Here is a 12594-nt window from a genome sequence, read left to right on the forward strand (position 1 = left end):
CTGCCGGCGGGCCCATGGCCAATAAAGCGCGTCGCCCGGACACGGGGCGGCGGGCGCGAGCCCCGATCCGCCGGCATGCGCCGGGCTCGAAACAGGATGCGAACGGGCCGCACGGGGTGCCGCCTGTCCAGTGCGCGCTCAAGAGCGCATCAAAGCGTGTCCAAACCGTGCCGAGGGTGGGGCGGGCCGGCGGCGGCCGGACGAAACGCCCGCGCTGCGGCCCCGCGGCCACGGGTCCCGTGCCGGGCCTTACTTAAGGGAATCGAAGCCCGGCCCGAAGCCGTCGAGGCTGAGCGGCACGCCGATGCCTTCCTCCGGGGTCTGGAAGATGATGAAGGTGGCGAGCTTGCCGGTCTTGAGGCGGGAGATGAGCGTGTCGTCCATCACCACCTCCGCCACGCAGCCGTTGGGCAGGCAGCGCACGAAGCCGGCGCGGCCCACGTCCTGGTCGTCGATCTTGAGGCCGAGCCCGGCCGGCAGCAGCACGCCGAGCGGCGCCAGCACCCGCAGCAGGCGGCTTTTCTGGTCGGCGGTCTTCAGCACGATCACGGTCAGGCCGACGTTGGGCCGGTCTTCCGCCTGGACGGACTGCAGCAGCACGCATTGTTCGCCGGAGGCGCCGGGCGGGGTGTCGCAGCGGATCTGCCATTCCCCGTGCACGGACTTCACCACGCCCTGGGCGGCGGCGGGGCTCGAGGCCTGGGCGGCGCCGATCAGCAGCGCAGCCGCCAGCAGCAGGCCCTTGAGGGCGCCCGTGAGGGCGAAGGCCGAGGGCCGCCACCCGGCTCCGCCGCGCGAGGCCGAGAAAAGGAGGAGACCACGGGACGACACGACCATCAACACGACTCCGGAAGCTGCGAGCTCCTCGACCAGGGGCCGAGCTTCATCTCGAATAGCGGCATTTCGCAACGATTGCCTTAATGCCCAGGCCTTCCTGTCAACAATGGGGCGATTCTCCCCTGGCGTCGCTGCCGCTGTCCGCCCTGCTGCCGTGCCGCTCTTCACGCCGCCGGCGTGTGCGTCGCGGCGAGGATCATGCGTGGCCGAGCTGCGGTAATTTGTCTCTCCGGCAGCTGCGGGGAGGGGTGGCCCTACCCTCCGGCAAGGTGCGGTCGCGTTCCCTTATCGTCCTATGAAATAATATGAAAGTCAGATTTTCATAGGATTCCGACGGGCCTCCGGGGCCTTGCAGCGAGCTGAGCGCCACTGTGTCGCACTGCGGCATTGCTGCGACGCATTGCAAGACGGCGACGAATGTGTTTGCCGAATTTTCGGGATGATGGCAGCCTGAGCATGACCGGCGGACAGTCGGCAAATGTGGCGAAAGCCAGGACGCCCGAAACGGGCACGCACATCGGCAGCCAATAGCCGAGGCAGGGAAGAGGCGAACAAGATGATGTCGCGCAACGGCTCCGCCGCTTGCGCCGCGTCGAGTTTCTTCGCGGCGCTGTTCCACGGTCCGGCCGCCTTCGCCGGAACCGGTCAACCCTCTCCATGGCAGATGAACCTGCAGGGCGCGGCCTCGCCGGTGATGGAGAGCATCCATTCCTTCAACACCTTCCTGCTCGTCATCATCACCGCCATCGTGCTGTTCGTTCTGGTGCTGCTGGCCGTCGTGGTGCTGCGCTTCAACGAAAAGGCCAATCCGGTGCCCTCGCGCACCAGCCACAACACGCTGATCGAGGTGGCGTGGACGGTGGTGCCGGTGATGATCCTGGTGGCCATCGCCATTCCCTCGTTCCGCCTGCTGCACCTGGAACTGAAGGTGCCGACCGCCGACATCACCCTGAAGGCGGTGGGGCACCAGTGGTACTGGTCCTATGAATATCCGGACCACGGCGGTTTCGGGTTCGATTCCCTGCTGGTGCCGGAGAATGAATTGAAGCCCGGCCAGCCGCGCCTGCTGGCGGTGGACAATGAGGTGGTGGTGCCGGTGAACAAGGTGATCCGCATGCAGGTCACCGCCGCCGATGTCATCCATTCGTTCGCCGTGCCCTCCTTCGGCATCAAGATCGACGCGCTGCCGGGCCGGCTCAACGAGACCTGGTTCAAGGTCACCAAAGAAGGCGTCTATTACGGCCAGTGCTCGGAATTGTGCGGGCGCGACCACGCCTTCATGCCCATTGCCGTGCGGGCGGTGAGCGAGAAGGACTTCGAGGCCTGGGTGGCGAGCGCCAAGGGCAAGTTCGCCTCCAGCCTCGATGCCGCCGGGCGTCTCGCCGAGGCGCGCTGACGCGCGAGCGCAGCCGTCGTCCGCTCGACGCTCCCGCGTGTGGGGCGTCCGGCATGGCCAGGGCGCATTCGCCCCGGCTTCCGCAGCCGAAGACCAGAGGGGCCGCGGGCCTCCATCGGGCGTCAGAATCCCGAGGGGGCCGGGTCGGCGGGCGCGGCGCCCGCGCAAGGGAAGGACCAGGGCATGGCCATTTATGCGTTATCCGACGCCGATCACGCCCCCATCCCCAGCGGGTGGCGGCGCTGGCTGTTCTCCACCAACCACAAGGACATCGGCCTGATGTACCTGGTCTTCGCCATCGTCGCGGGGATCGTGGGCGGCGCGCTGTCCATCGCCATCCGCATGGAGCTGCAGCAGCCGGGCATGCAGATCTTCGCCGATCCGCAGGTGTTCAACGTCTTCACCACGGCCCATGGCCTCATCATGATCTTCTTCATGGTGATGCCGGCGCTGATCGGCGGCTACGGCAATTATTTCGCGCCCCTCATGATCGGCGCGCCGGACACCGCTTTCCCGCGCATCAACAACATTGCCTTCTGGCTGCTGCCGCCGGCCTTCATCCTGGCGCTCTCCTCCCTGTTCGTGGAGGGGGCGCCGGGTTCCAACGGCTTCGGCGGCGGGTGGACCATCTATCCGCCCTTGTCCTCCAAGACCGGCCATCCCGGCCCGGCGATGGACCTGCTGATCTTCGCCTTGCACCTGGCCGGCGTGTCCTCGCTGCTCGGCGCCATCAATCTCATCACCACCATCTTCAACATGCGCGCCCCCGGCATGACGCTGCACAAGATGCCGCTGTTCGTGTGGTCGCAGCTCGTCACCGGCTTCCTGCTGCTGCTGTCGCTGCCGGTGCTGGCGGGCGCCATCACCATGCTGCTCACCGACCGCAATTTCGGCACCACCTTCTTCGATCCGGCGGGCGGTGGCGACCCCATCCTGTTCCAGCATCTGTTCTGGTTCTTCGGTCACCCGGAGGTCTACATCCTCATCCTGCCGGGCTTCGGCATCATCTCCCACATCGTCTCCACGTTCGCGCGCAAGCCGGTGTTCGGCTATCTCGGCATGGCCTATGCGATGGTGGCCATCGGCGTGGTCGGTTTCGTGGTGTGGGCGCACCACATGTACACGGTGGGCCTGTCGGCCGGCACGCAATCCTATTTCGTCGCCGCGACCATGATCATCGCGGTGCCCACGGGGGTGAAGATCTTCTCCTGGATCGCCACCATGTGGGGCGGCTCCATCCAGTTCCGCACCCCCATGCTGTGGGCCATCGGCTTCATCTTCCTGTTCACCGTCGGCGGCGTGACCGGAGTGGTGCTGTCCAATGCCGGCATCGACCGTTCGCTGCACGATACCTACTACGTGGTGGCGCACTTCCATTATGTTTTGTCTCTGGGCGCGGTATTCGCCATCTTCGCCGGCTGGTACTATTGGTTCCCGAAGATGAGCGGATACATGATTCCGGAATTCTGGGGCAAGCTGCACTTCTGGGTCACCTTCGTCGGTGTCAACCTCATCTTCTTCCCCCAGCATTTCCTCGGCCTCGCCGGCATGCCGCGCCGCTATGCCGACTATCCCGACGCGTTCGCCCCCTGGAACTTCGTGTCCTCGGTCGGCTCCTACATTTCCGGCGTCGCGGTGCTCATTTTCCTCACGGGGACGACGCTGGCCTTCCTGCGCAAGGAGCGGGCCGGCGACAATCCGTGGGGGCCGGGCGCCACCACGCTGGAGTGGACCTTGTCCTCGCCGCCGCCGTTCCACCAGTTCCAGGTGCTGCCGCGGATCCGGTGAGGATGGAGGCGGGAGGTGGCGGCGCGGGCAGACGCCGCCGCCTCCCAGTCTCCGCCGTCTCGCCCTTGAACGTGTGGGGAGGGTTTGCGTCATGAGCGATATCAGCGTCGGCCAGTCCATGTCCCACGGTGCCGGGGTGCGCTCCGGGCCGGGCCTCGCCACGCCCGGCGACTATGTCGCCCTGCTGAAGCCGCGGGTGATGTCGCTGGTGGTGTTCACCGCGCTGGCCGGGCTGGCGCGGGCGCCGGGGGAGCTCCACCCCGTGCTCGGCTTCGCCGCGCTGCTGTGCATCGCCGTGGGCGCGGGCGCGGCCGGCGCGCTCAACATGTGGTGGGACGCGGACATCGACGCGGTGATGACCCGCACCGCGCGCCGGCCCATTCCCGCCGGCCGGGTGACGCCCGGCGAGGCGCTGGCGTTCGGGCTGACCCTGGCCGCTTTCGCGGTGGGAGTGCTGGGGCTGGTGGCGAACCTGCTGGCCGGCGCCCTGCTCGCCTTCACCATCTTCTTCTACGTGGTCGTCTATTCCATGTGGCTGAAGCGGGCGACGCCGCAGAACATCGTCGTCGGCGGCCTCGCCGGCGCTCTGCCGCCTTTGGTGGCCTGGGCGGCGGCGGCCGGCACGGTGTCGCTGGAGCCGGTGCTGATGGTGGCCATCATCTTCTTCTGGACCCCGCCGCATTTCTGGGCGCTGTCGCTGTTCCGCTCGGACGATTACGCGCGGGCCGGCGTGCCCATGCTGCCGGTGGTGGCGGGGCCGGACCAGACCCGCCTGCAAATCCTGCTCTACACTCTGGTGCTGGTGCCGCTGGCCGTCAGCCCGGCGCTGCTGGGCCTTGCCGGGCCGGTCTATGGCGTGGTGGCGCTCGCGGCGGGGGGGCTGATGGCGCGCGCCGCGTGGCGGGTGTTCCGCGTGCGGCGGGGCGAGGCGGCGCTGAAGGCGGCGCGGGGATTATTCGGCTTTTCCATTCTTTACCTGTTCGCGCTGTTCGCGACCCTGCTCGGGGAAGCGCTGGCGGCGCATGTGCTGGAGGGGCGCCTGTGGTGACGCGTGGTCGAAATCTCAAGCCGGGCGCGGTGCCCGTCGGTGAGCAGGAGCGCCGTCGACGCCTGCGCGACAGTGCCAATGCAGCGGCCCGCGGTGGGCAGGTCATCCCCCTGCCGCGCCGGGCCGGGCCGGACGACGGCGTGGTGCTGACGCCGGAGCAGCAGCGGCGACGCCGGGCGCGGAGCGTCGCCATCGCGCTCGTACTCGGGGCGCTGGCGCTGCTGTTCTACGCCGTCACCATCGTCAAGCTCGGGCCGGGGGTGCTGAGCCGGCCGTTGTGAGCACGGCGCGAGGACGGAGGCGCAAGAACGGAGGCGGGCCATGGACACAGGCGGAACGGGCACCAGGGGCGGAGGCGGAGCGGGCCGGCATCGGCTGGTGGCGCTGTGTTGCGCCGCCTTCATCGCCGCCATGGTGGGCGTCACCTATGCCTCGGTGCCGCTCTATGCCGCCTTCTGCGCGCTCACCGGCTTTGGTGGCGCCACCCGGGTGGCCCAGCGCGCGCCGGATGGGGGGACGGCGCGCGACATCACCATCCGCTTCGATGCCAATGTGGCGGCCGGCCTGCCCTGGCGCTTCGCGCCGGATGCGCGGGAGGCGGTGGTCAAGATCGGCGCGCCGAGCCTTGCCCACTACACCGCCCGCAACACCTCGGGCGAGGAGACAATGGGCAACGCCACCTACAACGTCTCGCCGCCCCAGGCCGGCGCCTATTTCGTCAAGATGCAGTGCTTCTGCTTCGAGGCGCAGCAACTGGGCCCCCACGGGGCCGCCGACATGCCGGTGGCCTTCTATGTGGACCCGGCCATCCTGGACGATCCGGATCTCAAGACGCTGCCGGCGATCACCCTGTCCTACACCTTCTTTCCGGCGCGGACGCAGGCGGCGTCCGGCGACGGGCGGGACCGGGACGCGGGGAGCGGCGGCGGGGAACAGGCGGTGCGCGCACCGCGAGGCTGAAGGCGGCGCGGTCCTGCGCGAGGGCCGGGCCTGAACACGAACGCGCGGCAAGGGAGGCCGTTCGCCATGGCCCATACCGATGTCCATGCCCCTGTGAAGAAGCACGACTACCACATGGTGGAGCCCAGCCCCTGGCCCATCGTCGGCTCGGTTTCCGCCCTCATCCTCACTGCCGGGGCGGTGGTGTGGATGCACGGCGGCACCCGCCTCCTCATGCTGGCCGGCGCCCTCGGCGTCGCCTACACCATGTTCGGCTGGTGGCGCGACGTGATCCGCGAGGGCCACCAGGGCTTTCACACCCGGGTGGTGGTGCTGGGCCTGCGCTATGGCATGATCCTGTTCATCGCCTCGGAGGTGATGTTCTTCGTCGCCTGGTTCTGGGCCTTCTTCGACGCCTCCCTGTTCACCGGCGAAGCGATCAATTTCCAGCGCGCCGAGGTCACCGGCGGGGCCTGGCCGCCCAAGGGCATCGAGACCCTGGACCCCTGGCACCTGCCGCTGCTCAATACGCTGATCCTGCTCACCTCGGCCACCACCCTCACCTGGGCCCACCACGCGCTGGTGGAGAACGACCGCGACGGGCTGAAATGGGGCCTGTGGAGCACGGTGGGGCTCGGGGCGCTGTTCTCGCTGCTGCAGGCCTATGAATATGCCCACGCGCATTTCGATTTCGCCGGCAACATCTATGGCGCCACCTTCTTCATGGCCACCGGCTTCCATGGCTTCCACGTGATCGTCGGCACGCTGTTCCTGGCGGTCTGCCTGCTGCGGGCCTATCAGGCGGATTTCACGCCGGAACGTCATTTCGGGTTCGAGGCGGCCGCCTGGTACTGGCATTTCGTGGACGTGGTGTGGGTGTTCCTGTTCGCCTTCATCTATGTCTGGGGCTCCATCGGCATCGCCTCCCACTGACGGAGGCGAGGATGCCCGATGAACCGGACCGGGGCGCGCCGGCGCCCCTCGTCGCCGGCCTCCTGGGCCGCTGCCCGCGCTGCGGCAAGGGGCGCCTGTTCCGGGGCTTCATCACCCTGGCGCCGGCCTGCCCGGTGTGCGGGCTCGACTATGGCTTCGCCGATGCCGGCGACGGGCCGGCGGTGTTCGTCATCCTCATTGGCGGCTTCGTGGTGGTGGCGCTGGCGCTGGCGGTGGAGGCGGCCTACGCGCCGCCGCTGTGGTTGCACGCGGTGCTGTGGGGGCCGGCCATTCTGGGGGTGACGCTCGGCCTGCTGCGGCCGTTCAAGGGCGTGCTGGTGGCGCTGCAATACCGCAACCGCGCGGCGGAAGGGCGCCTGGACCGGGGTGACCCGCCATGAGAGCGGAGCCTCGCGCGCCCGGTGTCGCCGGCGGCGCGCCAGGCGCGCGGGCTCTCGCCGCTTCCTCCGGCTGGAGGGGGCTGGGCGCTGTGGCGTTGGTGGGCGCCGCGGTCCTGCTGCTGGTGGGTCTGGGCACCTGGCAGATGCAGCGCCTGGCGTGGAAAGAGGGCGTGCTGGCACAGGTCGCGAAGCGCGCGCATGCACCGGCGGCGGGGGTGCCGGAGGCGCGGGACTGGCCCGCCCTGACGCGGGAGGCGGACGAGTATCGCCACCTCCGGGCGCGGGGCCGTTTCGACCATGCCCGCGAGACCCTTGTCTATGCCGGGGGCGGGGTGGGCGAGGGGGAGGGGCCCGGCGCCTTCGTCATCACCCCGCTGCTGCGGGCGGACGGGCCGCCCATCCTCGTCAACCGGGGATTCGTGCCGCAGGCCCGGCGTGACCCGGCGACCCGCGCCGACCGCCAGCTTCCCGGCGAGGTGGAGGTGACCGGCCTGCTGCGGCTGCCGGAGGAGGCGAGCTGGTTCGTGCCCGCCAACGACGCCGCGCGCGGGGCATTCTATCGCCGCGACCCGGCCAGCATCGCCGCCGCGCGCGGCCTCGACGGCGCGGCGCCGTTCATCATCGATGCCGATGCGGAACCGGGCGCCGCGCCATCGGGCGGGGCCACGCGGCTCGTCTTTCCCAACCGGCACCTCGACTATGCGCTGACCTGGTATGGCCTTGCCGCCACGCTGCTGGCGGTGAGCGGGGCGGTGTGGTGGTCGCGCCGCCGTCCGCGGGCTGGCTCCGTTCAGCGGCCCCGGGAATAATAGGCCTTCGGCCGCTCACCCTCGCGGAAATAGCCGAAGATCGCGGCCGTTCCCAGCACCTGCGCCAGCAGGCCGGGGGTGAGGGCGGCGAAGTCGGCCATGGTGGCGCCATCGGGCGCCATGGCGGCGCGCAGGGAGAATTGGCAGTAGGCCGAGACCGCGACCCAGGCCACCAGCAGCCAGGGCGCCACCATGAGCGCATGGCGCGACTTCATCACCGTGAGCACCACGAAGCTCGCGCCCCAGGCGAACAGCACCAGTTGCGGCCACAAGCCCAGGCGGAGCAATTGCGCCTGCAGGGTGGAACCGGCGAAGGTCTCGCTGAGGGCCCAGCTGGCGCCGGTGACCCCGGTGGCGGCCACCAGTGAGAACAGGCCGGCCAGGGGCAGGGCGGTGATGCCGCAGGCGCACCAGAACAGCACCATCAGCGCGCCGCCGAGCTTTGGCGTTTCCCGCGGCGGCGCGGCGGCGCGGCGGCGCGGCCGGGGCGTCGGGGCGGCAGGCACGGCGGTGCGCGGTTCGGCGGGGGGCTGTTCGGTCATGGCGGGTTCCCTGGAGCAGGCGCGCGCGGGCTGTGGCCGCACACGGGGCGCATGGACGCGGACCCTAGAGCATCCCCGTGATTCGCAGAAACAGGCCCTCTCCCGGCGCGCGCGCCGAGGCGCCACGGCCGGGGCATCCGCCGGGTGCCTCCGCAACCGGGCTGGCGGCTCCCTTGGCGCGCGGCCTGACAGACCCGGCGCGATTCGCGCGCCGCGCGGGCGGGCTACGGCTGCAGCGCCGTGGCGGAGGCGCCGAACAGGTCGCGCCAGCTCGGCTGGGCATTGGGGAAGGGCAGGGCCTGGGCGCTGAACACGGCGCGCGCCACCGCCCGCGCCAGCACCGCCGAGGCGCAGGCGCCGAGCCGGGCGAGATCGCCCACCGCATGCTCCAGCGGCCGCCGGCCGGTCGCCAGGGTGAACACACAGTCGCCGTCGAGGGGCGTGTGGATGGGGAACAGCGACAAAGCGAGCCCGTCCTGCGCCATCACCGCGAGCCGGTGGGCCTGGGCGGGGGTGAGGACGGCGTCGCACGCCACCACTGCGATGGTGGTGGCCGAGAGCGGCACATGGGTCTTGAGCGCCGGCCAGGAGGCTTCGTCCGGAATGCAGGGCGGCAGGCCGAGCCCGCCGAACTCGGCACCGCGCTCATAGGGGGCGGCGCGGAAGTGGGGGCCGAGGCCGAACAGGGGGCTGCCGACCGCATTCACCGCCACCACGGCGCCCACCACATGGCCGGACGGCAGCACTGCGGAGGCCGAGCCGAGGCCGCCCTTGACCGTGGCGGTGGTGGCGCCGAAGCCGGCACCGCTGCTGCCCAGGGCGAAATCGAGCGCCACCGCGTGGAGCGCCTGCCGCCCGAGATGACGATAGGGCGGCTCCACGCCCCAGGCTTTGTCGCCCCCGTTCAGCAGGTCGAACAGCACCGCTCCGGGCACGATGGGCACCCGTGCCGGGCCCACCGGAAAGCCGCGCCCCTCCGCCGCCAGCGCCGCCATCACCCCCGCCGCCGCGTCCAGGCCGAAGGCGGAGCCGCCGGACAGCACGATGGCATCCACCTTCTCCACGGTGGCCGCGGGGTCGAGCAGGTCGGCCTCCCGGGTGCCGGGGCCGCCGCCGCGCACATCCACGGCGGCGACCGTGGGGGTGTCGCACAGGACCACGGTGACGCCGGTGGCGCGGGCAGGGTCCTCGGCATTGCCCACCTTGAGGCCGGGCACGTCGGTGATGAGATTACGCATGAGCCACCCTCCGATGGCCTTGTTGTAAGGGCTTACCTGCCGTTTGGGAATGAGGCGGAATGCGCGCCCCGGCGGGGCACAGGCGGCGGGCCACCTCACAAGGCGGCGAGCGCGGCCGGATGCGGCCACGTGCGGCTTGCCGCCGGCCGCGGCACGGCCCATGAGGGGGCCTGGATCGATCCCATTGCCGTCAGGGTTCCATGGCCGACGTCACCCTTCCCGCCGCCTTCCTGGCTGGCCTCGTGAGCTTCGTATCGCCCTGCGTGCTGCCGCTGGTGCCACCTTACCTGTGCTTCCTCGGGGGCAGCACCCTGGAGGACCTGGCCGGCGACGAGCCGGTGCGGGAGGTGGGCCGGCGCGCCATTTTCGGCTCGGCGCTGTTCGTGTCCGGCTTCACCCTTGTGTTCGTGCTGCTGGGCGCCGGCGCCTCGGCGGCCGGCGACCTGCTGCGGGCCCATCTCGACCTGCTGTCCATCGTCGCCGGCCTGACAATCCTGGTGATGGGGCTGAACTTCCTGGGGGTGTTCCGGATCCAGCTGCTCCATCGCACCGCCCGGCCGCATGTGAACGAGCCCGCCGGCCTTTGGGGGGCGTTCGTGATGGGGCTCGCCTTCGCCTTCGGCTGGACGCCGTGCCTGGGCCCGGTGCTTGGGGCGATCCTGGCGGTAGCGGGTTCGGAGGGGGCGATCTCCAAGGGGGCCCTGCTGCTCGCCACCTATTCCCTGGGGCTCGGCGTGCCGTTCCTGCTGGCGGCGGTGGCGGTGCGCCCGTTCCTGGCCAGCCTCGTCCATGTGCGCAAGCTGCTGCCGGTGATGGAGAAGGTGATGGGCGCGCTGCTGGTGCTCACCGGCATCGCCTTTATGTCGGGCTGGATCGCCCATGCCAGCTATTGGCTGCTGGAAACCTTCCCGGTGCTGTCCACCATCGGCTGAGGCGGCGCCCCTCGCGCACGAAAAAGCCCGCGCACAGGGCGCGGGCTTTCGTGACGGGCGGGGGCGCGGCTCAAAGCTGCTTGTAGCCGCCGTCCTTCCATTCATAGACCACATAGTCGAGCTTGGTGATGTCGCCCTTCTTGTCGAAGGAGAGCGGGCCAAGAACGGTGTTGAACACCTTGCCGGAGTGGATCTCAGCGGCGATCTTCTTCGGGTCGAGCGACTTGATCGCCTCTGCTGCCTGCTTGATGATCTGCACCGCGGCATAAGAATAGAGCACATAACCTTCGGGATCGATGCCCTTGGCCTTGAAGGCGGCGACGATGTCCTTGGCGGCGGGGTTGTTGCGCGGATCGGGACCGAAGGTCATCAGCGTGCCTTCGGCGCCGGGGCCGGCGATGGTCCAATATTCCTTGTCGGCGATGCCGTCGCCGGAGAACAGCACGGTCTTGAGGCCCTGGTCGCGCATCTGGCGCACGATCAGGCCCGCTTCGGGGTGCAGGCCGCCGTAATAGACAAGGTCCACGCCGTTGGCCTTGAGCTTGGAGACCAGCGCCGAATAGTCCTTCTCGCCGGGATTGATGCCCTCATAGAGGACTTCCTTCACGCCGCCCTTGTTGATGGCCTTCTGGGTCTCGTCCGCGAGGCCCTTGCCGTAGGGGGTCTTGTCGTGGACGATGGCGATCTTCTTGCCCTTGAAGTTCTTGACGATGTACTCGCCGGCGACCGACCCTTGCTGGTCGTCGCGGCCGCAGGTGCGGAACGTGTTCCACAGCTTGCGCTCGGTGAAGGTGGGGTTGGTGGAGGCCGGGCTGATCTGCAGCACGCCTGCTTCTTCATAGTCGGTCGAGGCCGGGATGGAGACGCCCGAGTTGAAGTGGCCGACCACGTATTTCACGCCATCGGAAATGAACTTGTTGGCGGCGGACTTGCCCTGCTCGGGCTTGCCGGCGTCGTCGCCCACCGAGAGCTCGATCTTCTTGCCAAGGATACCGCCCTGGGCGTTGATGTCGGCGACCGCCTGCTCGGTTCCGGTCTTCAGCTGGGCGCCGAAGGCGGCGTTGGAGCCGGTCATGGGCCCGCCCACGCCCATCTTCACGGTGGCTTGAGCCTGCGCCTCGACCCCGGCCGCGAAGGCGAGGCTGGCGCCGAGCGCGAGCGACGCCAACAAGAGTTTCCTCATCTCTAGTCTCCCCTCGAGTGCCCGGCCGAACCTTCAGGTCCGGTCCGGCTGGACGTGGCGCGGCGCAGTGTGCCGCAATTTCAAAGGCGCGTGCCGGGCGGCTCCGCGTCGGTGCCGTCGTTTCGGCGCCGCCAGGCGAGCGGGCCGGCCGGCACGAACAGCCAGCTGTAACGGGCAATCATCTGGCGCTTGCGCACGGAGCGGAAGCCCAGCGCCGCCACCGCCAGGAGAAACAGGATTTCCGCAGCCGACGTGACGGGCGCAAACAGCGCGTCATCGAACAGGGCGAAATGGCAGAAGCGGACTGCCGCCGCCAGCGGCACGCAATAGGCCGCCAGGTGCAGGAGCGAGCCCCAGCCACGCGCCACCGCCCGGCCGGTGAGCCAGGCGGCACCACCGCCCAGCACCAGTGACACCAGCAGGAAGTCACCCAGGGAGGGGCCGATCACCTCGCCCGGCCACAGCATCACCGCAAGCACGAACACGACCAGCAGCCCCAGCGGGCCGAGAAGCAGGGGCGAGGTGGGGCGGCCGGGATTGCGGGCCAT

Annotated in this window: 14 protein-coding genes; 9 read left to right on the top strand and 5 right to left on the bottom strand. The window is 69.7% G+C overall.

The window, feature by feature from the left end:
- Positions 1-249: 249 nt before the first annotated feature.
- Complete coding sequence (locus V5F53_RS00565; RefSeq protein ID WP_393995840.1) at positions 250-837, bottom strand: invasion associated locus B family protein; 588 nt, start codon at positions 835-837, stop codon at positions 250-252.
- A gap of 559 nt (positions 838-1396) precedes the next feature.
- On the opposite strand from V5F53_RS00565, the gene coxB reads away from it, so the two are divergent.
- The 8 genes from coxB to V5F53_RS00605 all read left to right on the top strand — a co-directional run bounded on the left by coxB (position 1397) and on the right by V5F53_RS00605 (position 8151).
- Positions 1397-2233: a cytochrome c oxidase subunit II gene (gene coxB / locus V5F53_RS00570; protein ID WP_393995949.1), complete on the top strand. Its 837-nt coding sequence runs from the start codon at positions 1397-1399 to the stop codon at positions 2231-2233.
- 183 nt (positions 2234-2416) lie between these two features.
- On the top strand, positions 2417-4021 hold the full coding sequence (ctaD, locus tag V5F53_RS00575; protein WP_393995841.1) for a cytochrome c oxidase subunit I: 1605 nt from the start codon (positions 2417-2419) through the stop codon (positions 4019-4021).
- Positions 4022-4139: 118 nt separating this feature from the next.
- Entirely contained in the window at positions 4140-5069 is a 930-nt protein-coding gene (locus V5F53_RS00580) for a heme o synthase (protein WP_393995950.1), read from the top strand.
- Positions 5070-5179: 110 nt separating this feature from the next.
- Positions 5180-5350 (top strand): cytochrome c oxidase system small membrane protein, encoded by a 171-nt coding sequence (locus tag V5F53_RS00585; protein ID WP_509213018.1) that lies wholly within the window; start codon positions 5180-5182, stop codon positions 5348-5350.
- 97 nt (positions 5351-5447) lie between these two features.
- Positions 5448-6029 carry a cytochrome c oxidase assembly protein gene (locus tag V5F53_RS00590; RefSeq protein ID WP_509212764.1) on the top strand — a complete coding sequence of 194 codons (582 nt, stop codon included), beginning with the start codon at positions 5448-5450 and terminating at the stop codon, positions 6027-6029.
- A 66-nt stretch (positions 6030-6095) separates the two neighbouring features.
- Positions 6096-6941, top strand: coding sequence for a cytochrome c oxidase subunit 3 (locus tag V5F53_RS00595; RefSeq protein WP_393995843.1), 846 nt, complete (start codon positions 6096-6098; stop codon positions 6939-6941).
- 11 nt (positions 6942-6952) lie between these two features.
- Positions 6953-7342 carry a DUF983 domain-containing protein gene (locus V5F53_RS00600; protein WP_393995844.1) on the top strand — a complete coding sequence of 130 codons (390 nt, stop codon included), beginning with the start codon at positions 6953-6955 and terminating at the stop codon, positions 7340-7342.
- Positions 7343-7440: 98 nt separating this feature from the next.
- Complete coding sequence (locus tag V5F53_RS00605; RefSeq protein ID WP_393995845.1) at positions 7441-8151, top strand: SURF1 family protein; 711 nt, start codon at positions 7441-7443, stop codon at positions 8149-8151.
- On the opposite strand, the gene V5F53_RS00610 is transcribed toward V5F53_RS00605, so the two are convergent.
- Both V5F53_RS00610 and V5F53_RS00615 read right to left on the bottom strand, forming a co-directional pair.
- Entirely contained in the window at positions 8133-8693 is a 561-nt protein-coding gene (locus tag V5F53_RS00610; protein WP_393995846.1) for a hypothetical protein, read from the bottom strand. The genes V5F53_RS00605 and V5F53_RS00610 overlap by 19 nt on opposite strands.
- A gap of 224 nt (positions 8694-8917) precedes the next feature.
- Positions 8918-9931, bottom strand: coding sequence for a P1 family peptidase (locus tag V5F53_RS00615; RefSeq protein ID WP_393995847.1), 1014 nt, complete (start codon positions 9929-9931; stop codon positions 8918-8920).
- Positions 9932-10131: 200 nt separating this feature from the next.
- Here V5F53_RS00615 and V5F53_RS00620 point away from each other — a divergent pair, with 200 nt between their 5' ends.
- A complete protein-coding gene (locus V5F53_RS00620; protein WP_393995848.1) occupies positions 10132-10863 on the top strand; it encodes a cytochrome c biogenesis CcdA family protein in 732 nt (243 codons plus the stop codon).
- Positions 10864-10933: 70 nt separating this feature from the next.
- Here V5F53_RS00620 and V5F53_RS00625 read toward each other — a convergent pair whose 3' ends face one another.
- Together V5F53_RS00625 and V5F53_RS00630 are read right to left on the bottom strand one after the other, a co-directional pair.
- Positions 10934-12046, bottom strand: coding sequence for a branched-chain amino acid ABC transporter substrate-binding protein (locus V5F53_RS00625; protein WP_393995849.1), 1113 nt, complete (start codon positions 12044-12046; stop codon positions 10934-10936).
- Between the two features lie 80 nt (positions 12047-12126).
- The gene (locus V5F53_RS00630; RefSeq protein WP_393995850.1) at positions 12127-12594 is read right to left on the bottom strand and encodes a DUF6867 family protein; all 468 of its coding nucleotides are present in this window, start codon (positions 12592-12594) and stop codon (positions 12127-12129) included.

The organism is Xanthobacter cornucopiae, assembly GCF_043195065.2.
GTDB lineage: Bacteria > Pseudomonadota > Alphaproteobacteria > Rhizobiales > Xanthobacteraceae > Xanthobacter.